This window comes from Sphingomonas silueang (assembly GCF_040049155.1).
GTDB lineage: Bacteria > Pseudomonadota > Alphaproteobacteria > Sphingomonadales > Sphingomonadaceae > Sphingomonas > Sphingomonas silueang.
Genome location: NZ_JBDZDK010000032.1, coordinates 1 through 20,223, shown reverse-complemented (window position 1 = coordinate 20,223; position 20,223 = coordinate 1). Strand labels below are relative to the sequence as shown.

Annotated in this window: 23 protein-coding genes and 1 pseudogene; 19 read left to right on the top strand and 5 right to left on the bottom strand. The window is 70.7% G+C overall.

Features of this window, described 5'->3' with window-relative positions:
- The 17 genes from fliF to ABLE43_RS19715 all read left to right on the top strand — a co-directional run bounded on the left by fliF (window position 1) and on the right by ABLE43_RS19715 (window position 14,664).
- Window positions 1–1,722: a flagellar basal-body MS-ring/collar protein FliF gene (fliF, locus tag ABLE43_RS19795; protein ID WP_348979868.1), complete on the top strand. Its 1,722-nt coding sequence runs from the start codon at window positions 1–3 to the stop codon at window positions 1,720–1,722.
- Complete coding sequence (gene fliG / locus ABLE43_RS19790) at window positions 1,719–2,726, top strand: flagellar motor switch protein FliG (RefSeq protein ID WP_348979867.1); 1,008 nt, start codon at window positions 1,719–1,721, stop codon at window positions 2,724–2,726. Before fliF ends, fliG begins: the two co-directional genes overlap by 4 nt.
- A complete protein-coding gene (locus tag ABLE43_RS19785; protein WP_348979866.1) occupies window positions 2,719–3,477 on the top strand; it encodes a FliH/SctL family protein in 759 nt (252 codons plus the stop codon). Before fliG ends, ABLE43_RS19785 begins: the two co-directional genes overlap by 8 nt.
- Entirely contained in the window at window positions 3,471–4,799 is a 1,329-nt protein-coding gene (locus ABLE43_RS19780; protein ID WP_348979893.1) for a FliI/YscN family ATPase, read from the top strand. The genes ABLE43_RS19785 and ABLE43_RS19780 overlap by 7 nt, the downstream gene beginning before the upstream one ends.
- A gap of 126 nt (window positions 4,800–4,925) precedes the next feature.
- Complete coding sequence (locus ABLE43_RS19775) at window positions 4,926–5,351, top strand: hypothetical protein (RefSeq protein WP_348979865.1); 426 nt, start codon at window positions 4,926–4,928, stop codon at window positions 5,349–5,351.
- 32 nt (window positions 5,352–5,383) lie between these two features.
- Window positions 5,384–6,490 (top strand): flagellar hook-length control protein FliK, encoded by a 1,107-nt coding sequence (locus ABLE43_RS19770; protein WP_348979864.1) that lies wholly within the window; start codon window positions 5,384–5,386, stop codon window positions 6,488–6,490.
- Window positions 6,491–6,501: 11 nt separating this feature from the next.
- Window positions 6,502–7,134, top strand: coding sequence for a flagellar basal body-associated FliL family protein (locus tag ABLE43_RS19765; protein WP_348979863.1), 633 nt, complete (start codon window positions 6,502–6,504; stop codon window positions 7,132–7,134).
- 6 nt (window positions 7,135–7,140) lie between these two features.
- Window positions 7,141–8,106, top strand: coding sequence for a FliM/FliN family flagellar motor switch protein (locus tag ABLE43_RS19760; protein WP_348979862.1), 966 nt, complete (start codon window positions 7,141–7,143; stop codon window positions 8,104–8,106).
- The gene (gene fliN / locus ABLE43_RS19755) at window positions 8,103–8,399 is read left to right on the top strand and encodes a flagellar motor switch protein FliN (RefSeq protein WP_348979861.1); all 297 of its coding nucleotides are present in this window, start codon (window positions 8,103–8,105) and stop codon (window positions 8,397–8,399) included. Before ABLE43_RS19760 ends, fliN begins: the two co-directional genes overlap by 4 nt.
- A complete protein-coding gene (locus ABLE43_RS19750; protein ID WP_055758118.1) occupies window positions 8,399–8,653 on the top strand; it encodes a flagellar biosynthetic protein FliO in 255 nt (84 codons plus the stop codon). Before fliN ends, ABLE43_RS19750 begins: the two co-directional genes overlap by 1 nt.
- Before the next feature lie 122 nt (window positions 8,654–8,775).
- Window positions 8,776–9,609 carry a flagellar type III secretion system pore protein FliP gene (gene fliP / locus ABLE43_RS19745; protein WP_348979860.1) on the top strand — a complete coding sequence of 278 codons (834 nt, stop codon included), beginning with the start codon at window positions 8,776–8,778 and terminating at the stop codon, window positions 9,607–9,609.
- A gap of 4 nt (window positions 9,610–9,613) precedes the next feature.
- Window positions 9,614–9,883: a flagellar biosynthesis protein FliQ gene (gene fliQ, locus ABLE43_RS19740; RefSeq protein ID WP_348979859.1), complete on the top strand. Its 270-nt coding sequence runs from the start codon at window positions 9,614–9,616 to the stop codon at window positions 9,881–9,883.
- A 253-nt stretch (window positions 9,884–10,136) separates the two neighbouring features.
- Complete coding sequence (gene fliR / locus ABLE43_RS19735) at window positions 10,137–10,910, top strand: flagellar biosynthetic protein FliR (protein ID WP_348979858.1); 774 nt, start codon at window positions 10,137–10,139, stop codon at window positions 10,908–10,910.
- Window positions 10,907–12,034: a flagellar type III secretion system protein FlhB gene (gene flhB / locus ABLE43_RS19730; protein WP_348979857.1), complete on the top strand. Its 1,128-nt coding sequence runs from the start codon at window positions 10,907–10,909 to the stop codon at window positions 12,032–12,034. Before fliR ends, flhB begins: the two co-directional genes overlap by 4 nt.
- A 55-nt stretch (window positions 12,035–12,089) precedes the next feature.
- Window positions 12,090–13,571, top strand: coding sequence for a flagellar filament capping protein FliD (gene fliD / locus ABLE43_RS19725; protein WP_348979856.1), 1,482 nt, complete (start codon window positions 12,090–12,092; stop codon window positions 13,569–13,571).
- Entirely contained in the window at window positions 13,571–13,972 is a 402-nt protein-coding gene (locus ABLE43_RS19720) for a flagellar export chaperone FliS (RefSeq protein ID WP_348979855.1), read from the top strand. The genes fliD and ABLE43_RS19720 overlap by 1 nt, the downstream gene beginning before the upstream one ends.
- 158 nt (window positions 13,973–14,130) lie before the next feature.
- The gene (locus ABLE43_RS19715) at window positions 14,131–14,664 is read left to right on the top strand and encodes an NADPH-dependent FMN reductase (protein WP_348979854.1); all 534 of its coding nucleotides are present in this window, start codon (window positions 14,131–14,133) and stop codon (window positions 14,662–14,664) included.
- A gap of 43 nt (window positions 14,665–14,707) precedes the next feature.
- On the opposite strand, the gene ABLE43_RS19710 is transcribed toward ABLE43_RS19715, so the two are convergent.
- The 5 genes from ABLE43_RS19710 to argH form a co-directional block, all read right to left on the bottom strand.
- The gene (locus tag ABLE43_RS19710) at window positions 14,708–15,661 is read right to left on the bottom strand and encodes a CorA family divalent cation transporter (protein WP_348979853.1); all 954 of its coding nucleotides are present in this window, start codon (window positions 15,659–15,661) and stop codon (window positions 14,708–14,710) included.
- Window positions 15,658–16,413: a precorrin-2 dehydrogenase/sirohydrochlorin ferrochelatase family protein gene (locus tag ABLE43_RS19705; RefSeq protein ID WP_348979852.1), complete on the bottom strand. Its 756-nt coding sequence runs from the start codon at window positions 16,411–16,413 to the stop codon at window positions 15,658–15,660. The genes ABLE43_RS19710 and ABLE43_RS19705 overlap by 4 nt, the downstream gene beginning before the upstream one ends.
- A complete protein-coding gene (lysA, locus tag ABLE43_RS19700; RefSeq protein WP_348979851.1) occupies window positions 16,410–17,678 on the bottom strand; it encodes a diaminopimelate decarboxylase in 1,269 nt (422 codons plus the stop codon). The genes ABLE43_RS19705 and lysA overlap by 4 nt, the downstream gene beginning before the upstream one ends.
- A 143-nt stretch (window positions 17,679–17,821) precedes the next feature.
- The gene (locus ABLE43_RS19695) at window positions 17,822–18,058 is read right to left on the bottom strand and encodes a hypothetical protein (protein ID WP_348979850.1); all 237 of its coding nucleotides are present in this window, start codon (window positions 18,056–18,058) and stop codon (window positions 17,822–17,824) included.
- Window positions 18,058–19,422, bottom strand: coding sequence for an argininosuccinate lyase (gene argH, locus ABLE43_RS19690; RefSeq protein ID WP_348979849.1), 1,365 nt, complete (start codon window positions 19,420–19,422; stop codon window positions 18,058–18,060). Before argH ends, ABLE43_RS19695 begins: the two co-directional genes overlap by 1 nt.
- A gap of 52 nt (window positions 19,423–19,474) precedes the next feature.
- Here argH and ABLE43_RS19685 point away from each other — a divergent pair, with 52 nt between their 5' ends.
- Both ABLE43_RS19685 and ABLE43_RS19680 read left to right on the top strand, forming a co-directional pair.
- Window positions 19,475–20,023 carry a TlpA family protein disulfide reductase gene (locus tag ABLE43_RS19685; protein WP_348979848.1) on the top strand — a complete coding sequence of 183 codons (549 nt, stop codon included), beginning with the start codon at window positions 19,475–19,477 and terminating at the stop codon, window positions 20,021–20,023.
- Window positions 20,024–20,100: 77 nt separating this feature from the next.
- Window positions 20,101–20,223 (top strand): annotated as a pseudogene (locus ABLE43_RS19680) (IS5-like element ISNeu3 family transposase); the annotation flags it as partial.

Here is a 20,223-nt window from a genome sequence, read left to right as displayed (position 1 = left end):
ATGGACAACGCTCTCGCCCCCGCCGCCGTCGCGGCCCCCGCTTCGCGCTTCGCCAATCCGGTCGGGCAGCTGACCGGGTTGATCCAGCAGCCCGCGGTCAAGCGCAGCCTGCCGATGATCTTCCTCGTCGGCCTGATCCTCAGCGCCGCGATCGCGTGGCTGGCGCTCGCCACCCCGCCGCAGCGCGTGCTGTTCCCGCAGCTGCCCGACGGCGACAAGCAGGCGGTGGTCGATGCGTTGCAGGCGGCCGGCATCCCGTCGCACGTCGACGATTCGGGCGGGATCACCGTCGCCGAGGACGATTACCACCGCGCGCGCATCCTGCTGGCCGGGCAGGACCTGCCCAAGGCGGCGCCCGGCGGCTATGCGATCCTCGACCAGCTGCCGATGGGGGTCAGCCGCGCGGTCGAGGGCGAGCGGCTGCGCCAGGCGCGCGAAACCGAGCTGGCGAAATCGATCGGCGAGATCGAATCGGTCGCGGACGCGCGGGTCCACCTCGCCATGCCCGAATCCAGCGTGTTCGTGCGCGACAATGCCCAGCCCTCCGCCTCGGTCATCGTCCGGCTGGAACCGGGGCGGAGCCTCACGCAGGCGCAGGTCCGCTCGATCGTCAACCTCGTCGCCTCCTCGGTGCCGGGGATGAAGGCGGATCAGGTGACGATCATCGACCAGATGGGCGCGCTGCTGTCCAAGCCCGGCGACGGCAGCGGCAACGACGCGCTCACCGACGCGCGGATCGACTACCAGCGCCGCGTGGAGGACAAGTATCGCGCGCAGCTGACCACGCTGCTCACCCCGCTGCTGGGCGCGGGCAATTTCTCCGCCGAGATCCAGGCCGACGTCGATCTGGACGAGAGCCAGGCGACGCGCGAAAGCTATGACAAGCAGGGCGTGGTCCGCGCCGAACAGGGCAACTGGCAGGGCAATGCACCCGAGGCCGCGACGCCCGGCGGCATCCCCGGCGCGCTGAGCAACACGCCGCCCGCCGCGTCCACGCTGGCGCAGGCCACGCCGGGTCCGGCAGGCGCGACCGTGCAGCCGGGCACCGCGCCGGGTGCGGCCCAGCCGGTCAAGACCGCCGAGAATTTCAGCCGCGCCTATGACACCGGCAAGGAAGTGTCGGTGACGCGCGCCGCGCCGGGCGGCATCCGCCGCCTGTCGGTCGCGGTGCTGCTGCGCGAGGCGGACGGGGCCAAGCCGCGGTCGGCGGCGGAAATCCAGCAGATCAACGATCTGGTGAAGGCGGCGGTCGGCTATAGCGCGGCGCGGCAGGACATGGTGACGGTCGTCAGCCGCAAATTCTCGCCCGATGTGGTCGAGATGGCGGCGCGCCCGTGGTACGATGCCGACTGGGTGCCGATCGCGGCGCGCAACGGCACCGCGCTGGTGATCGCGCTGCTGGTCCTGTTCCTCGGCGTGCGGCCGATGGCCAGGGCGCTGCTCAAGAAGCGCGAGGCGCCCGAGGCGCCGGGCCTGCCGATGAGCGGCCAGCTGCCCGCGCCCGACGGCGGCAGCGGCGCGGCGACGCTGGACGAGAACGGCGAGGTGCTGCCCCCGCCCGCCCCCGGCGAGCCGCCGCACGAGCCGGTCAGCATCGAGATGCTGGAGAGCGCCCGCAGCTATGACGATCGCGTCGGGCTGGTGCGCGGCTTCACCCGGGACAATCCCGCCCGTGCCGCGCTGGCGGTACGCGACATGATCCAATCGGATGCCAAGCAATGAACGCTCCCACCCGAATCTATTCCGGCGTCGAACGGGCCGCCGTCCTGATGATGCTGGTCGGCGAGGAGGAGGCCGCGGCCATCCTCCAGAAGCTGGAACCGGAAGAGGTCCGGCAGCTGGGCAAGGCGATGTTCGCCGTCGCCGACGTCAGCGAGCAGGAAGTGACGCTGGTGCTCGACGATTTCGTCGAGCGGGCGCGCGAGCGGACCGCCGTCGGCTTCGACCCCCGCCCGCATATCGAGACGGTGATGACCCGCGCGCTGGGGCCCGACAAGGCCGAGAGCGTGCTGGCGCGGATCATCCCGCCCGAGGCGGCATGCGCGATCGACCTGCTCGACTGGCTCGACGCGGGCGAGATCGCGGGGCTCATCAAGGACGAGCATCCGCAGATCGTCGCGGTGCTGCTCGCCAACCTCGACCCCGGCGTCGCGGCGCAGGTGCTGGAGAGCATGCCCGAGGCGGTCCAGCCGCAGATCCTGCACCGCATCGCGCGGCTGGGGCCGATCACGCCCGAGGCGATCGAGACGCTGAAGTCGATGCTGTCGCGGCGGATGGGATCGAAACAGTCGTCGGCGGGCGTGCAGCTGGGCGGGACCAGGGACGCCGCGCGCATCCTGTCGTCGGGGCGCAAGGCCACCGAGACGCGGGTCATGCCCAAGATCGCCAAGATCGACCGCGACGTCGCCCGGGCGATCGAGGAAGCGCTGTTCGTCTTCGACAACCTGCTGGAGATGGACAACAAGAACCTCGGCATCCTGATCCGCAACGTCGAGAGCGACATGCTGGTGCGCGCGCTGAAGGGTGTGGACGAGAGCGTGCGCGAACGCTTCCTCGGCTGCATGTCGGCGCGCGCCGCCGACGGCATCCGCGACGAGATGGAGGCGCGCGGGCTGATGAAGCTGACCGAGGTGCTCGACGCGCAGAAGGGCGTCATCACCGTCGCCCGGCAGCTCGCCAAGGACGGCACGATCATGATGGGCGGCGGGGAGGACGATTATGTTTGAGGGTGCCGCGCCGCTCGCCCCCACGCCCAGCCCCGATTTCGTCGCGGGCTTCGCCAGCCGCCACGTCGCCGCCGCCGACATCCTCGCGCGTGCGTTCGGCGCGCCGGGGCCGTTCGCGGCGACCGGCGTGGTGCCGACGCCGCCCGCGGGCTTCACCGCGCCCGAGGTTAGCCCGAAGCATTTCCACCCCGCCGACCCCGATCATCACGCGACCGAGGGCTGGGACCCGTTCACCGCCGCCGCCGATGCCGAGGTTCCGGTCGCCGACGCGATCGCCGATGCGCACGCGGCAGGCTATGCCGAGGGGCATGAGGCGGCGCTCACGCAGGCGCGGATCGACCTGGCGCGCGATCAGGCGCTGCTGGTCCATCTGGCCGATGCGTTGGGCAAGGCGACGCATATCGACCGCGACGCGATGGCCGGGCGGCTGCGCGCGACGGTGCTGACGCTGGTGCGCCAGATCGTCGGCGAGATCGGCGTGTCGGCCAACCATCTGCACGAACGGATCGATGCGGCGAGCGAACTGCTGGCCGACAGTGCCGAATCGGCGATCCTGCGGATGCATGCCGCCGATATCGCGCTGGTCGAGGGCAGGCTGCCCAGGGCGGTGGTCGCGATCGTCGATCCGGCGATCGAGCGTGGCGGGTTCCTCCTCGAATCCGCATCGACCGTGGTCGAGGACGGGCCGTCGCTGTGGCTGGCCGAGCTGGGCGCGGCGATCGAGCGCGTGCCGGTGCCCGCACCGTGCTGAACCGCTTCACCGACGAATATCTGGACGCGCTGGCCCCCGCGGGCTTCCGTCCCAAGGCGCGCGTCGCCGGGCGGCTCGCCTCCTATGACGGGTTGCTGATGGAGGCGGTCGGGCTGTCGCTGCCGGTCGGGACCGTGTGCACGGTCGATGCGGGCGACGGCGGAGAGATCGAGGCGGAGGCGATCGGGTTCCGCAACGGGCGCACGCTGATGATGAACCTCGGCGGTCCCGCCGCGCTGCTGCCCGGCGCGCTGGTGCGCCCCGGCGGCGCACCGGGCGAGGCGGAGGTCGGCGACGCGCTGCTCGGGCGAGTCGTGGACGGCGCGGGCAAGCCGATCGACGGCAAGGGGCCGATCCGGGGCGCGGGCCGCTGGCCGCTCGCCGGAAAGCTGCAATCGCCGCTCGACCGCGGGCGCGTGCTCGAACCGATGGACGTGGGCGTGCGCGCGATCAACGGGCTGCTGACGATCGGCCAGGGCCAGCGCGTCGGCATCATGGCCGGATCGGGCGTCGGCAAGTCGGTGCTGCTCGGCATGATGGTCCGCGCGGCCGAGGCCGATGTGGTCGTCGTCGGGCTGATCGGCGAGCGCAGCCGCGAGGTGTCCGACTTCCTCGAAACCAAGCTGAAGGGGGGCGCGCGCGAACGATCGGTGGTGGTGGCGGTGCCCGCCAACCATTCGCCGGTGCTGCGCATCCGCGGCGCGCTGCGCGCCACCGCCATCGCCGAGGCGTTTCGGGAGCAGGGCAAGAAGGTGCTGCTCATCATCGATTCGCTGACCCGCGTGGCGCATGCGGGGCGCGAGATCGGGCTGGCGCTGGGCGAACCCGCCAGTGCACGCGGCTATCCCCCCAGTGCCATCGCGATGCTGCCGGGGCTGATCGAGCGGGCGGGGACGTGCGTGCGGACCGGCGGGTCGATCACCGCCATCTATACCGTGCTGGCCGACGGCGACGACAACAGCGACCCGGTGGTCGATTCGGCGCGATCGATCCTCGACGGGCATATCGTGCTCAGCCGCCAGATGGCCGAGCGCGGGGTGTATCCGGCGATCGACCTCGGCCCCTCGGTCAGCCGCGTCATGACCGACATCGCCGACAAGCCGCATCTGGCCGCCGCGCGGGTGCTCCGGCGGCATCTGGCGACGTACGAGGAGAATCGCGACCTCGTGCTGATGGGGGCGTATCGCCACGGCACCGACGCGGCGATCGACAACGCCATCGCCGCGCAACCGGCGGTAATGGAATATATCCGCCAGGACGCCGACGAGATCGTGTCGCTGCCCGATTCGGTCGCGGAGCTGACCGGCGTGTTCGGTGGCTGAGCTGCCGGCCATTCTCCCCCGTTCGTGTCGCGCGCAGTCGAGACACGCTGCGCAGCGTTTGCGGCACGTCCCTCGACTTCGCTCGGGACGAACGGGGGGGGCGTGCGGCGGGTGGGAGCGTAGCGCATGAACAAGGCCAGGCGGCTCGAGCGCGTGCTGCGCGTCCGCACGCTGCAACTGGGGCTGACCCGTGCCGAGGAGGCGCGGGCGCTGGCCAAGGCGGCGGACGAGGCGGCGCTGCGCGACCGCATCCTCGGGCTGGCGCAGGCCGTCGCCCCGGTCGCGCTGCCCGCCGCCAGCGCGGCGATGCTGGGCGCGGCGGCGCATTATCGCGAACGGCTGCACCTGTCGGCGCAGCTCGCCGAACGCCGGGTGGCGCAGGCCGATCTGGGCGTCGAGCGCGCGCGATCGGCGACGCTGGAGGCCAAGCGCGACCAGAGCGCGGTCGAAAAGCTGATCGCGCGCGCCGATGCGGCGCAGGCGCTCCGCGAAATGCGCGCGCTGGAGAATGCACCGCCGGTGCGTCGGCCAAACCGGCACGATCCTTGCTGATCGGTCCGTCGACAGCTTCGACGGACCTTTGCATGCAGCCCATTTCCGCCATCGACCGCACCAGCCCCGCCCCGCCCGTCCGCCCCGGTGGGACGATCGGCGACGCCTTTGCGCTGCTGCTCGACGGCATCGGCGGCGAGGATGGGAACGCGGAACGGCAGGCTGCCGCCCCCGGCGGCAAGCGGTTGCCGGTGGCGGCAATCGATCCGGCGCTGATCGTGCCGCCGATGGCGGTGCAGCCGGTCGATACCCCGCCGCTGACGCCGGTATCCGCCCCGCCGCCGCCGACCGGCCGCGCGGTGCCGGTTCCGGCGATGCCCGATGCAGCCCCGTTGCCCGATGCCATTTCGGCACGGTTCCGTCCGAGTCCGACCGACCCCGACCCGCCGTTCGTCCCGAGCGAAGTCGAGGGACGTGCCGCACATGCTGCGCAGGGTGTCTCGACTACGCTCGACACGAACGGGGGGGCGGAAGGCGCGAACGGAGGGCCGCTTGGGGCGCGCGGATCGGACCCTGCCCCCGTCGTGCGGCGTCCCCTGCCCGGTGAGCATGCCGCGCCGGTCGTCACGCTCGCCCCGCCGCGTGTGGCAGAGGCGGTCGTCGCGGGCCTGACGCGCGATGCGGCGCGCGACGATCCGCGCGACGCCCCGTCGGTCGAGCGTGCGGGGGAGCCGCTGCCACTCGTCGCCGCCGACCTTGCCCCGCGCCCGATCCTTGCGGCGGACGGCGGGCAAGCGCCGCGGCTCGACCTGCGCGACGACGCGGGCATGCAGGCGATGATCGATCATATCGAGACGCTGCGCGATGCGGGCGGCGCGACCGCCGGGACGCGCATCCGCCTGTCGCCCGATGCGCTGGGCGAGGTGGAGGTGGTGCTGCACCACGGCGACGCCGGAATCGAGGTGCGCTTCGCCAGCGACAACGCCGATGCCGCGCGCGCGCTGGCCGATGCGCAGCCGCGCCTTGCCGAGCTGGCGCAGGCGCGCGGGGTGCGGCTGGGCGGCATGCAGGTCGATGTCGGCGGCGGGCGCGATGCCCCGCGCCACGACCGGCCACCGCCCGCCGCGCGCCCTGCCCGCATCGCATCCACCGGCGCGCCGGGCGCCGACCCCGCAACCGACGACATTCGTATCGCCTGAGGAACCGAGCCATGAGTGACAAGGACAAGCCGGCCGAAGCGCCGGTCAAGAAGAAGGGCAAGTTCGCCAAGATCGCCGTGATGGGCATCGGCATGCTGGTGCTGCTGGGCGGCGGCGTGGGCGCCGGGCTCTATGCCAGCTCGTCCGGGCTGATCGGCGGCGGCGGCCACAAGGAGGCCGCCGATCCCGATACGCCCCGGCTGGTGCCCAAGTCCGAAGAGACGAAGGCCGCCGCCGAATCGGGCGGCGGCGGCGAGGAGGGCGGCGGCAACGAATCGGCCTCCGAGGGCGGCAAGCCGACCCCCGAGGGCGAGGGCGGCGACAAATATGCGTCGAGCTATTACGCGATGGACAAGGAGTTCACCGCGAACTTGGCCGACAGCGTGCATTTCGCGCAGGTCGGCATCGCCGTGTCCACGCCCTACGACCATAAGGTACTGGACAACCTCAAGACTCACGAGATCGCGGTGCGTTCGGCGGTGCTGATGGCGCTGGGCGAGGCGACCGAGGATCAGGTGTTCACCGCCGAGGGCAAGAAGCAGCTGGCGCTGCGCCTGAAGAAGGCGATCAACGACACGCTGGAGCAAAAGGAGGGATTCGGCGGGATCGGTAACGTCTACTTTACCAATTTCGTTGTTCAGTGAACGGGCATGGTTAACACGCCCGCCATATCCACCCCCGCCGACCGGCGCGAGAAGGCCCGCCGCACGGCACCCGCCGCGCATGTGCCCTCGCTGGGCGCGACCAACCTCAACCCGTTCGGCGACCTGCATGCCTTCGAGCATCTGTCGGCGCGGCTCGCGCGGTCGATGCGGCAGGTGTTCGAGCCGCTGCTGCGCCGCGCGGTCCGGAGCTGGGCCGAACCGGTCGAGGTCGACCGCTTCGCCGCCTTCACCGCACGGCGGGCGAGCGAGGGGGCGGTGCTGACCGCATGGGTGCCGCTGGCGCTCTCGACCGGGGGCACGCCCGCCATCCTGGTGGTGGACGGGGCGTTCCTGCTCGAGGCGCTCGACCTGTTCTTCGGCGGGTTCGGCGACGTGCCGAGCCCGATGCCGAGCGAATTCTCCCCCGCCGCCGAGGCGATGCTGCGCCGCGTGGCGCGCGCGATCGCCACGCCGATGAGCGAGGCATGGGGGCCGCTGGCCGGGATCGCGTTCGACCCCGGCAACCCGGAGGCCAATCCGGCGATGCTGCCGCAGATCGACGGCGAGGATGCGGTGGTCGCCACCCGCTTCGGCATCGCCGCGCAGGACGGGCGCCCGACCTTCATCGACATCCTCTATCCGGTCGCCGCGCTGAAGCCGCATGCGCCGCGCCTGACCACCAAGGTCCACGGCAAGACCGCCACTCCCGACCCGCGCTGGCGCTCCGGCCTCACCCGCGCGGTGATGGCGGTGAAGCTGCCGGTGCGATCGGTGCTGGCCGAGCCGGTGGTGTCGCTGGGGCTGCTGCTGGAGCTGAAGGAAGGCGACGTCATCCCGATCAGCTTCGGCCCCGAAGTGCCCGTGTGGGTTGCCAACCGGCGGCTCGGCACCGGCACCGTCGGCACCGCCAACGGGCAGGCCGCGATCAGGCTCCTGAACATCGACCCCGGTTTCGAAGAGGACTTCCAATGAACGACATGACCGGCGGCTTCCCCGCCGAGGCGTCGCTCGCCGCCAATTTCAAGCTGTTGCAGGACGTGGACGTGAAGCTCACGGTCGAGATCGGATCGACCCACCTGAGCCTGCGCGAACTCCTCGCGCTGGGCGAATCGAGCGTGATCGAGCTGGACCGCGCCGCCAACGAGCTGCTCGACGTGTTCGTCAACGGCACGCTGATCGGGCGGGGCGAGGTGGTGACGGTCGGCGACCGCTTCGGCGTGCGCATGACCGAGCTGGTCAGCCCCGACAAGCGGGTTTCCCGCTGATGATGTGGTCGTACATCCTGAAGCTGGTCGTGCTGCTGCCGCTGGTGTGCGGCCTGATGATCGGCTGCCTGTATCTGTGGCGGCGGCTGGAGGCGCGGATGCCCGGCAACCAGGGCGAACGGCTGGTCAAGGTGCGCGAGACGATGATGGTGTCGACCGGCACCAAGATCGCGGTGCTGGAATTCCAGGGGCGGCAGCTGCTGGTGTCGGTGAGCCGCAGCGGCGTGACCCTGCTCGACGGGGGCAACAAGTGAGCAGCCTGCGCTTGCCGTTCGCCCGGCTCCGGCCCGCTCCCCCCCCCGGCCACCCACAGCGTATCCTTGATGGGTGGCCGGGTGGGGGAGCGGGCCGGAGCAGTCTACCCCGTCGAAACGTGGTGAAGGTGCGGCGTCCGGCTCCGGCGCGGCGGCCGTGGCGGGCCGAGCTGCTGCTGGCGCTGGTCGGCGTCGCGCTGATGCTGTTCCTGTGCGTGCCCGCCTTTGCGCAAGGGGTGCCCGCGGCACCGGCACCGGTGGCGACGCCGGGGGCGGCGGACGCGCTCGACCGGGCGCTGTCGCAGCTGGGCGGGCAGAACGACGCGCCGATGGCCTTGTCGCTGCAGGTGCTCATCCTGATGGGGCTGTTGTCGGTCCTGCCCGGCATCCTGCTGATGATGACCAGCTTCACCCGGATCATCATCGTGCTGGCGGTACTGCGCCAGGCGCTGGGGTTGCAGCAGACGCCGCCCAACCAGGTGCTGATCGGGCTGTCGCTGTTCCTGTCGTTCTTCGTGATGGCGCCGGTGATCGGCCAGATCAACGAGACCGCGCTCAAGCCCTATGCCGCCGGGCAGATCACCTCGACCCAGATGATCGAGGCGGGGGGCAAGCCGCTGCACGCCTTCATGCTGAAGCAGACCCGGACCAAGGACGTGACGATGTTCGCCGACATGGCCAAGTCCGGCCCGATCGCGACGCCCGCCGACACGCCCTTCTCGATCCTGCTGCCCGCGTTCGTGACCAGCGAACTCAAGACCGCGTTCCAGATCGCGTTCCTGATCTTCCTGCCGTTCATCGTCATCGACCTCGTGGTCGCCACCGTCCTGATGTCGCTGGGCATGATGATGCTGTCGCCGACGATCATCTCGCTGCCGTTCAAGCTGCTGCTGTTCGTGCTGGTCGACGGATGGGCGCTGACGATGGGCAGCCTTGCCGCCAGCTTCGTGAGGTAGACCCATGGACGCGAGCTATTTCATGACCGTCGCGCGCGAGGCGATGTGGGTGCTGGCGCTGGTCGCGGCCCCGATCCTGATCCCCGCGCTGCTTTCCGGCCTGATCCTCGGCATGATCCAGGCGGCGACGTCAATCAACGAGCAGACGCTGTCGTTCGTGCCCAAGCTGGCGGTGGTGGGCATCAGCCTTGCGGTGTTCGGCGGGATGATCCTCGGACTGCTGAGCGATTTCACGACCGGGATTTTCGAGCGGATTCCGGAACTGGTGCGGTGATGTTCGCGACGTTCGTCATTCCGGCGGAGGCCGGAATCCATGGTTGGGGGGACGGTTGCATGCCGTCGATGACATCCGACACAATGGATTCCGGCCTTCGCCGGAATGACGGGGTGGGCGGGGACCAGGTCGTACCCGCACCCTGCCGTACCCCCGCGCAGGCGGGGGTCCAGGGCGGGTCAGCACGGACGGTAGCGATCGTGGCTCTGGACCCCCGCCTGCGCGGAGGTACGGGCCATGGGGGGGGCGCGCCATGCTAGGCCTCGGCCTCTCGGTCGAGCCGCAGCTCTGGGCGCTGCTGTTCACGATGGTGCGAGTCGGCGCGGCGTTCGTCGTGGCCCCGGTGTTCGGTGCGGTCGCGATGCCGGTGCAGGTGCGGGTGCTGCTGTCGGGCGCGATCGCGGTGCTGGTGCTGCATGCGCAGAGCTTCGCCATCCCGACCGAGATCTTCTCGCTCGCCACCCTCCTCGGCGTGTTCGCCGAGGCGCTGGTGGGCCTTGCACTCGGCTTCGTGCTCCAGATCGCGTTCGCGGCACCGCTGATCGCCGCCGAGGTGATCGGCACGTCGATGGGCATCGGCTTCGCGGCGATGGTCGATCCGCAGAACGGCGCGCAGAGCCCCGCGCTCGGCACCTTCCTGTCGGTGCTGCTGACGCTCCTCTTCCTGTCACTCGACGGGCATCTGATTCTCGTCGAGCTGATCGTGCGATCGTACGAACTGCTGCCGCCCGGCGCGGCGTGGCTGAGCGCCGCCAAGCTGCAGAATATCGCGCTGTTCGGCGGCTATGCGTTCCTTGCGGGGCTGTTGCTGGCGTTGCCGGTCGGGTTCCTGCTGCTGTGCCTGAACCTCGTGGTCGGCATGCTCTCGCGCTCGGCCCCCGCGCTCAACCTGTTCGCGGTGGGGCTGCCTGCCAGCCTGTTCGTGGGCGTCGTCGCGCTGTTCGTCGCGATGCCCGCGATGAGCGATTACATGCTGGTGATCGTGCGTGAAGCGCTCGACGCCACGAAGACGCTGGTGCTCGGATGAGCGAGGACAAGACCGAAAGCCCGACAGCCAAGCGCCTGCAAAAGGCGCGCGACGACGGCGATATCCTGAAGTCGAGGGAACTGGGCACCGCGCTGGTGATCCTTGCCGGATGCGGCTGGCTGGCGATGTTCGGGCCGTCGCTGGTGGCGGCGTGCAAGGCGGTGATGACCGCCAGCTTTACCTTCGGCCGCGGCGATATCGAGGATTTCCAGCCGTGGCGACCGCTCGTCGAGGCGGGGTGGAAGCTCGCCCCCTCGCTCGGCGCGGTGCTCGCCTTTGCGATGGTGGCGGGGATCGCGGCGCAGGCCGGGCTGACCGGCATCCGCTTCGACGGCAAGGCGCTGGCGCCCAAGGGATCGCGGATCAACCCGGCATCGGGCCTGAAACGCATCTTCGGGCCGCAGGGGTGGATCGAACTCGGCAAGTCGCTGCTGAAGGTCGTGCTGCTGGGGTCGATCGGATACGTCATGCTGAAGTCGGCGGCGGTCAGCTCGATGGGGCTGGTATCGTCGAACATCGCGCAGGCGGTCGGCGACCTCGGCGGCACCTTCCTGACATTGCTGTTCGTGATGGCCGGGGGCCTCGTCCTCATCGCCGGGCTCGACGTGCCGCTGGCGATCTTCCAGCGGCTCAACCGGCTGATGATGACCAAGCAGGAGGTGCGCGACGAGCACAAGGAGGTCGAGGGCGACCCGCACGTCAAGGCGCAGATCCGGCAGCGGCGGCACCAGATACTGAAAGGCGGCTTCCGGAAAGCGGTGGGCGAGGCGCATGTCGTGCTGACCAACCCGACGCATTTCGCGGTCGCGCTGCGCTATGACCGGGGGCGCGACCAGGTGCCGGTGGTGGTCGCCAGGGGGCGCGGGGCGACCGCACTGGCGATCCGCGAGCTGGCCGCCGAGCGGGCGGTGCCGGTGCTCGAATATCCCCAGCTCGCCCGCGCGGTCTATTACACCACGCAGGAGGGGCAGGAGGTGCGCGACGACCTGTACATGGCGATCGCGACGGTGCTGGCGTTCGTGTTCGGGGTGAACAAGGTGGCGGGGGGCATCCAGCCGCCGGTCGAGGTGCCGATCGCCGCGCGCTTCGACGAGAACGGCAATCTTTCCGCCGCATCCGCCTAAAGGAATGCGCGCGCCCGCCGCTTGATGGGGGAGACGCGCGGGGGAGTTTCGACACATGGCCACGATCAGCAGCAGCACGCCGACCCCGACGCCCGCCGCGACCTCGGCCAGCAGCACGACCGGCAACATCGCCAAGTCGCTGGGCCTCGGCTCCGGCACCGATACCGTCGCGCTGGTCAAGAGCCTGGTCGATGCGCAGTTCGCGGGCAAGACCGCGCAGCTGACGAAGCGCAGCGACACGCTGACCGCGCAGATTTCCACCCTGTCCGAAGTGCGCAGCGGCATCACCGGCTTCGCGGGCGCGCTGACCACGCTGGTCAAGAGCGGCACCCTCGCCACGCAGCTGACGAGCAGCAGCGGCATGGTGAAGGCATCGGTGCTGCCCGGCGCGCGCGTGTCGGGCACCAGCGCGACGGTGACGGTGTCGCGGCTGGCGAGCGCGCAGGTGGCGGTAACGCGCGAATCGCTGGCCGAGGGCAGCTCGATCGGCACGGGCAAGCTGGTGCTCGAACTCGGCCAGGTCGACGGCAACGGGCTGTTCGCGTCCAACGGCAAGGCGATCGATCCGATCGTCATCACCGCCGAAGACAGCATCTCGTTGCAGGCGGTCGCCGACAAGATCACCGCCGCGAAAGCAGGCGTCACCGCCAGCGTGGTGAGCGATGCGGGCGGCCAGCGGCTGGTGCTGAAGGGCGCAACCGGCGCGGCGCAGGCGTTCACCCTGACCGCGCAGCCCGATACGGAAGGCAACGGGCTGGAGCGGTTGAACGTCGGCTTCGGCGACGACGCGACCGGCGCCCGGCTGGTGACGCGCGCGGGCAATGCCGAATTCACCGTCGACGGTGTCGACCTGTCGCGCGACAGCAACAGCGTGACCGGGGCGATCCCCGGCGTGCGGCTGGAGCTGAACGGGCTGACCGCGGGTGTGCCCGCGACGATCGGGACCACCCCGCCGACCGATGCGATCACCCAGGCGGTCAATGATTTCGTCGCGACGTTCAACGGCGTGCTGGACACGGTGCAGAAGGCGCTCGATCCCAAGACCGGGGCGCTGCGCTCCGATTCGGCCACCGCCACGCTCAAGCGGTCGCTGCAACGCCTGACGCTGACCGAACTGACCGGCGCCACCGACGGCAGCCCGACGACGCTGGCGCAGATCGGCATCGCGACCAACAACGACGGCACGCTGCGCGTCGAGACGGCGCAGCTCGCCAGGGCGCTGAACGACCATCCCGCCGCCGTGGAGGCGATGTTCGTCCAGGGCACCGGGGCGACCGGCAAAGGGCTGTCGGCGGCGCTCAACGCCATTTCGCTGGCGGCGACCGATACCCAGACCGGCCTCGGCGCGACGTCGGCCCGCTATACCAAGGCGCAACAGGTCATCGACGACGAAAAGGCCAAGATCACCCGCGATTCCGAAACCGCCAGCACCCGCATGACCCAGCAGTTCGCCGCCTCCGAAGCGCGGGTCGCGGCGTACAAGGCGCAGCAGGCGCAGATGGAGACGATGGTCAAGATGTGGACGGCGGATCGCTGATGGCGCGCTATGCCACCGTCCTTGCGGGCGATCCGGCACAGCGATACCGCCAGATCGACCTTGCCGCGCGCACCGGCGGGGCGGACGCGCATGGCCTTGTGTCGCTGCTGTACGAAGAGGCGATCCGCGCGCTGCGTTCGGCGGCATGGGCCGCCGCCAACCAGCGCTTCCAGATGAAGGGCGAACGGGTGACGCGGGCGATGGCGGTGCTGTTCGCGCTGGAGGCGGGACTCGATTTCGACAAGGGCGGCGACCTGTCGCACACGCTTGCGCGGCTCTATGCGGGCCTGAGGCAACAGATCGCGGATGCGAGCATCGGCGACGATCCGCAGCCGTTCCGCGACGCCGCCGCCTCGCTCGGCGACATTGCCGAGGCGTGGGAGATGGTGCGGCCGAAATAACGGGCTGGCAGGGCCGTTCGTGTCGCGCGCGGTCGAGATGCATCGCGCGACGCCTGCGGCCCGTCCCTCGACTGCGCTCGGGACGAACGGGGCGTTTGGTTGTCCGACTCCACCCCGAGCCTAGCGCTGCGCCGCGCCTTCGGGTAGCGCGGGTTCCCATGACGCAACCGCATATCGTCGCGCTGGGCGGCACGCTTCGCCCCACCTCCGGCACCGCCACCGCGCTGGAGCAGGCACTGGCGCATGCCCGGTCGCTCGGCGCGCGCACGACGCTGCTGACCGGTCCGGCGATCGACTTTCCCAATTACGAACCCGAACATGCCGCGGGCCATGCCGGTATCCAGGCGTTCGTCGCGGCGCTGCGCGATGCGGACGGGGTGATCGTCGGGTCGCCGGGCTATCACGGCACGCTGTCGGGGCTGGTCAAGAACGCGCTCGACCATGTCGAACTGCTGCGCCGCGACGACCGGGTGTATTTCGACGGGATGCCCGTCGGCATCGTCGCGACGGCAGCAGGGTGGCAGGCGGCCGTGGCGACGATGGCGACGCTGCGGACGGTCGCCCATGCGCTGCGCGGCTGGCCGACGCCGGTGGGCGTGGCGATCAACACCGCCGAGGAAGGCGCACTGGCACGGGCCGATGCGCAGTTGAAGCTGATGGTCGAGCAGATGCTGGGGTTCATCGGGCGCTGAGCGCCACCGTCACCCCGGACTTGTTCTGGGGTGACGAGGAACCCTACCGCCCGATCCAGTGCTTGCGGCGGAACCATGCGACGATCGCGGCGCTCATCCCCGCGCATAGCGCGACCACCCCGGCAAAGGCCCAGGGTTCGTCGGCGAAGGGGATGCCCTTCACATTCATGCCGAGCAGCCCGGTGACGAAGGTCAGCGGCAGGAACACCATCGCGACGATCGCGATCTGCAAGGATCGCTGGTCGAGCTGTTCGGCGCGCAGGTCGGTCAGCGTCTCGTGCACCAGCGCGGCGCGTTCCCGAATGGCATCGACCTCCTCGGCCATGCGCGCGGCGCGATCGGCGGCGGCGGCGAGGTGGAGGCGATCGTCGTCCTGCAACCAGTCGCCCGGCATCTGCCCGAGCTTTTCGAGCGCCGCGCGCTGCGGCACGAGGAAGCGGCGATAGCCGATCGCGCGGACGCGGGTGCGCGTCACGTCGCGGCGCTGCTCGAAGATGCGCGCGGGGTCGAGCGCCTCCTCGCAGGCGTCGAGCGTGTCGCCCAGATCGGCGATCAGGGGATCGAGTTCCTCGGTGATCGCGCTGGCGAAGGCGACGATCAGGTCGCCGGGATCGACGATCTCGCCGCGCTCGACCCGCGCGACGACGGGTGCCAGCGCCGAGAGGCGGCGGCGCGTGACCGAATGGACATGGCCGCGGCTGGCATAGAGGCGGACCGACGCCAGCGGATCGGCGCTGGTCAGTTCATCCTCCGACAGGCCGCGCAGGTTGACGAACGCGCCTTGCCCGATCCTGTCGCAGCGCGGGCGCGTCTCGACCGCGGTCAGCGGATCGACGACATAGTCGGGCAGCCCCGCTTCCCCGCGCAGCCACGGCGCGATCGCCTCGCCCTCGCCGTGGAGGTGGACCCAGACGAAATCGCCCCCGGCGGTGGCGGCGTGCTCGGGCGCGATGCGGTGTGCCTTGCCGCCGGTGACGACCCATGCCTGTCCGCTCATGCGATCACCACGGTCAGGCCGGGGAGCGGCGGATCGGCAGGCGGGCCGTCCAGCCGCACCGCGTCGGCGCGGGCGCGCGACAGGATCGCGGGGGGGACATGGGCGGCGGCGTGGAGGCGATCGGCCTGCCCCAGCCAGCGTGCCTCGCGCAGCGTCAGATCGTCGGGATCGGCGGAGCGCAGGCGGATCGTCTCCACCCGGCCTGCGGGCGGGGCGGCGTCCGCCAGCCAGCGTGTCACCGCATCGTCGCCATGCGGGACGAGCGGGTCGAGCGCGCCCCCTTCCGCCACCGCCGCGCCGATCGCACGGCGGCGGGTGCCGCCGTCGGGAAAGCGGGCGCGCAGCGCGGCGCGCGCCGCACCCAGCCCCTCGGCCAGCATGCCCAGGCCGGGGGGCAGCACGCCCTCCAGCCGCTGGCGGATCGCCGCCGCGAGGCCCGCCGAGACGCCGCCGGTCGATACCGCCACCAGCACCGGCGAGCGATCGACGATCGCGGGCAGGGTGAAGTCGCAATCGCCCGGACGATCGACCGCATTGACCAGCACCCCCCGCCCCTTCAGTTCGGCGATCGCGGCCTGCGCCTCGGCTTCGTCCCCGATCGCGACGACGGCGATGCGCGCATCGGAATGGTCGGCCACGACCAGCGCCCCGCTGCGCTCGAGCAGGCGGCGCTTGGCGTCCGCCGCCTCGCCGGTCCCCCGCAGGATCACCGGCACGGCGGCGGTGCGCAGCAGGATCGGCAGGCCGTTCATCCCAGCCACGGCGGCAGGCGGTCGGCCTCAGCCAACGCCTCGACCGGCGGGCGTTCGCGCACCACGGCGAAGGCATCGCCCGACACCAGCACCTCGGGCACCAGCGCGCGCGAGTTGTAGGTCGAGGCCATGGTCGCGCCATAGGCGCCGGCGGTCATGAACGCGACCAGATCGTCGGCGGCGACCACGTCCATCGTGCGGCCCAGCGCAAAGGTGTCGCCCGTCTCGCAGACGGGGCCGACGATGTTGGCGGGGGCCGTCTCGCCGGTCGGGGCGACGGCGCGGATGTCGTGATAGGCGTCGTAGAGGCTGGGGCGCAGCAGGTCGTTCATCGCCGCATCGACGATGACGAACGGCGCGGTGGCACCCTGCTTCACGCGGATGACGCGGCTGAGCAGCACCCCCGCATTGGCGACGATCAGCCGTCCGGGCTCGAACATCAGTCGCGCATCCCATCCGGCGGTGGCGCGCGCGACCATCGCGCCATAGGCGGCAGGCGACGGCGGCAGCGGCCGGGCGGGATCATAGGGGACGCCCAGGCCCCCGCCCAGATCGGCATGGGTGATATCATGCCCGGCGGCGCGCAGGTCGCGGATCAGCGCGCCGACGCGCCCGAACGCGGCCTCCAGCGGCACGAGGTCGGTCAGCTGGCTGCCGATATGCACCGCGACGCCGCGCACCCGGATGCCCGGCAGCGATGCGGCATGGGCATAGGCGGCGGGGGCGGCGGCATAGCCGATGCCGAACTTGTTCTCCTTGCCCCCGGTCGAAATCTTGGCGTGGGTGCCCGCGACCACATCGGGATTGATGCGGATGGCGATGCGCGCGGTCCTGCCCAGCGCCGACGCCACTGCCGAGAGCATGTCGAGTTCGGGTTCGGATTCGATGTTGAACTGGCCGATGTCGGCATCCAGCGCACGCGCCATCTCGTCCGCGGTCTTCCCGACGCCCGAAAACACGATGTTCTCCGGGGCCATGCCCGCATCCAGCGCGCGGTGCAGCTCGCCGCCCGACACCACGTCCGCGCCCATGCCCGCGCGGGCGAGGGTGGCGAGCACCGCCTTGTTCGGATTGGCCTTCACCGCGAAGGCGACCAGCGGCTCGCCCGTGCCCAGCCCGGCCACCGCATCGCGGAACACGCGGACATGGCGTTCGAGCGTGGCGGTGGAATAGACATAGACCGGGGTGCCGACCGCTTCGGCGATCGTCGGCAGGGCCACGTCCTCGGCGTGGAGGATGCCGTCCTTGAGGGTGAAATTGTCCATGGAGACCCTTCTAGAAGCAGGGGATGGGCGAGCAAGTCACCCATTCGTCATTCCCGCGCAGGCGGGAATCCATAGACGCTACCGTTCGGGCAGGATCGCGGCGGCTGGCGTATATGGATCCCCGCCTGCGCGGGGATGACGGACTAGCGCGGCGGCAGCGCGAACGGATCGTCGCCGCGCGGTTTCGATTCGGTCAGCAGCTCGTCGCTGCGCGAGGGGCGCTGCTGCGTCGTCGGATCGAGCAACTCGCCCGGCGTCGGCGTGGCGGTGGCGCCATAGGGCGCGGGCGGCAGCGCGGCATTTTCCTGCGGGCGCAGGTCGCGGCGCGATCCGCAGGCGGCGAGCGCCACGAGCAGCGCGAGGGCGAGCGCGCGGCGCATCACCCCTGCCCCCGCGCGGCGGCGATGGCTTCCAGCACCCGTTCGGGCGCGGTGCCGCCGAAGCTCCGGCGGCTGGCGACCGAGGCGTCGACGCTCAGCACGTCGAAGATGCCCGCCGTGATCCGCGCGTCGATCGCGACCAGATCGTCGAGCGTGAGCCCATCCAATCGGCACCCCCTGCTCTCGGCGAGCTTCACCGCGCGCCCGGTGATGTGATGCGCCTCGCGGAACGGCACGCCCGCCTCGCGCACCAGCCAGTCGGCAAGGTCGGTCGCGGTCGAGAAGCCGGTTTCCGCCGCCGCCCGCATCCGATCGGTACGGAAGGTCGCGCTTTCGACCATGCCGGTCATCGCCGCGATGGAGAGCGCGAGCAGGTCGGTCGCCTCGAACACCGGCGGCTTGTCGTCCTGCATGTCCTTGGAATAGGCGAGCGGCAGGCCCTTCATCGTCACCATCAGCGCGGTCATGCAGCCCATGATCCGCCCGCTGTGCCCGCGCACCAGTTCGGCGGCGTCGGGATTGCGCTTCTGCGGCATGATCGAGCTGCCGGTCGACCATTGGTCCGACAGCGAGACGAAGCCGAACATCTGCGACGCCCACACCACGAATTCCTCGGCAAGGCGCGAGAGGTGGAGCGAACATTGCACGCACGCCGTCAGATATTCGATCGCGAAGTCGCGGTCGCTGACCGAATCGAGCGAGTTGCGCGTCGGCCCGTCGAACCCCAGCGCCTTTGCGGTCGCTTCGCGGTCGAGCGGAAAGCCGGTTCCGGCAAGCGCCGCCGATCCCAGCGGATTGCGGTTCAGCCGCGCGCGCGCGTCGGCGAAGCGGCCCCGGTCGCGCGCGATCATCTCGTGATAGGCCATCAGGTGATGGCCCAAGGTCACCGGCTGCGCGACCTGGAGATGGGTGAAGCCGGGCATGACGCTGGCGGCATGTTCCCCGGCACGCGACAGCAACGCCGCCTGCAACTGGCGGAGCGCGGCATCGACCGCGTCGATCGCGTCGCGCACCCACAGGCGGAAATCGGTCGCGACCTGATCGTTGCGCGAGCGCGCGGTGTGCAGCCGCCCGGCGACCGGACCGATCTTGTCGGCCAGCCGCGCCTCGGTCAGCATATGGATGTCTTCGAGGCTGAGGTCGTCGGGCACGCCGTGCTCGGCATAGTCCTCGGCCACCGCATCGAGCCCCGACAGGATCGTCGCCACGTCGCCCGCCTCGACGATGCCCTGCGCGCCGAGCATCGTCGCATGCGCCTTCGACCCCGCGATATCCTGTCGCCACATCCGCTTGTCGAACGGGATGGAGGCGTTTATCTCGCGCATCACCGCCGAGGGCCCCTCGGCGAAGCGTCCCCCCCACATGCTGTTGGAGCCTGTCATGCGCCCGGTAATCGCGCTTCTCCTCGGATTGGCGATGGCTGTCGGGGGTTGCGATAAACGCGCCGCCGCGCCGGAGCAAGCGACTGCGGACGGCACCGTGCCCGATGTCGCCCCCGCCAACACCGCCGCCGCACCCGAAACGCCGGGCAAGGTCGATCGCAGCCGCCAGGGCGAGGCGATGCCCGCCTTCGCGTTCCGGGACGGGGCAGGCAAACCGGTGACGCTGGCCGCGTTCCGGGGCAAGCCGCTGCTGCTGAACGTATGGGCGACATGGTGCGCGCCGTGCGTACGCGAGATGCCGACGCTGGATGCGCTGGCGGCGAGGTCGGGCGATGCGCTGACCGTGCTGGCGGTGTCGCAGGATCTCGAACCCGCCAAGGTGCAGCCGTTCCTGACCGAGCGGAAACTGACCCACCTCGCCGCCTACCTCGATCCCGACCTTCAGTTCACCACGAAGCTGGGGCTGAACCTGCCGACGACGATCCTGTACGGGGCGGACGGCAAGGAGGTGTGGCGCGTGACCGGTGCGATGGACTGGGCGGGCGCGGACGCCGCGAAGCTGATCGCCGAGGCGCGGGGCTAGGTCGGATCGACATTCAGGATTCCCAAACGACGTGAAGGCTGATTCATAGGCGCCCGTGTCGAGACGCGGAGCAGGTGATGGGGATCAAGCGGTACGAGCTGAGCGAGGCACAATGGTTGCGGATTGCATCGCTGGTTCCGGGCAAGACGGCTGATCCCGGCCGGACAGGCGCGGATAACCGCCTGTTCGTGAACGGATGT

Coding starts and splice junctions, on each gene's coding strand:
- fliF (WP_348979868.1), top strand. CDS start 1: ATGGACAACGCTCTCGCCCCCGCCGCCGTCGCGGCCCCCGCTTCGCGC.
- fliG (WP_348979867.1), top strand. CDS start 1,719: ATGAACGCTCCCACCCGAATCTATTCCGGCGTCGAACGGGCCGCCGTC.
- ABLE43_RS19785 (WP_348979866.1), top strand. CDS start 2,719: ATGTTTGAGGGTGCCGCGCCGCTCGCCCCCACGCCCAGCCCCGATTTC.
- ABLE43_RS19775 (WP_348979865.1), top strand. CDS start 4,926: ATGAACAAGGCCAGGCGGCTCGAGCGCGTGCTGCGCGTCCGCACGCTG.
- ABLE43_RS19770 (WP_348979864.1), top strand. CDS start 5,384: ATGCAGCCCATTTCCGCCATCGACCGCACCAGCCCCGCCCCGCCCGTC.
- ABLE43_RS19765 (WP_348979863.1), top strand. CDS start 6,502: ATGAGTGACAAGGACAAGCCGGCCGAAGCGCCGGTCAAGAAGAAGGGC.
- ABLE43_RS19760 (WP_348979862.1), top strand. CDS start 7,141: ATGGTTAACACGCCCGCCATATCCACCCCCGCCGACCGGCGCGAGAAG.
- fliN (WP_348979861.1), top strand. CDS start 8,103: ATGAACGACATGACCGGCGGCTTCCCCGCCGAGGCGTCGCTCGCCGCC.
- ABLE43_RS19750 (WP_055758118.1), top strand. CDS start 8,399: ATGATGTGGTCGTACATCCTGAAGCTGGTCGTGCTGCTGCCGCTGGTG.
- fliQ (WP_348979859.1), top strand. CDS start 9,614: ATGGACGCGAGCTATTTCATGACCGTCGCGCGCGAGGCGATGTGGGTG.
- fliR (WP_348979858.1), top strand. CDS start 10,137: ATGCTAGGCCTCGGCCTCTCGGTCGAGCCGCAGCTCTGGGCGCTGCTG.
- flhB (WP_348979857.1), top strand. CDS start 10,907: ATGAGCGAGGACAAGACCGAAAGCCCGACAGCCAAGCGCCTGCAAAAG.
- fliD (WP_348979856.1), top strand. CDS start 12,090: ATGGCCACGATCAGCAGCAGCACGCCGACCCCGACGCCCGCCGCGACC.
- ABLE43_RS19720 (WP_348979855.1), top strand. CDS start 13,571: ATGGCGCGCTATGCCACCGTCCTTGCGGGCGATCCGGCACAGCGATAC.
- ABLE43_RS19715 (WP_348979854.1), top strand. CDS start 14,131: ATGACGCAACCGCATATCGTCGCGCTGGGCGGCACGCTTCGCCCCACC.
- ABLE43_RS19710 (WP_348979853.1), bottom strand. CDS start 15,661: ATGAGCGGACAGGCATGGGTCGTCACCGGCGGCAAGGCACACCGCATC.
- ABLE43_RS19705 (WP_348979852.1), bottom strand. CDS start 16,413: ATGAACGGCCTGCCGATCCTGCTGCGCACCGCCGCCGTGCCGGTGATC.
- lysA (WP_348979851.1), bottom strand. CDS start 17,678: ATGGACAATTTCACCCTCAAGGACGGCATCCTCCACGCCGAGGACGTG.
- ABLE43_RS19695 (WP_348979850.1), bottom strand. CDS start 18,058: ATGCGCCGCGCGCTCGCCCTCGCGCTGCTCGTGGCGCTCGCCGCCTGC.
- argH (WP_348979849.1), bottom strand. CDS start 19,422: ATGTGGGGGGGACGCTTCGCCGAGGGGCCCTCGGCGGTGATGCGCGAG.
- ABLE43_RS19685 (WP_348979848.1), top strand. CDS start 19,475: ATGGCTGTCGGGGGTTGCGATAAACGCGCCGCCGCGCCGGAGCAAGCG.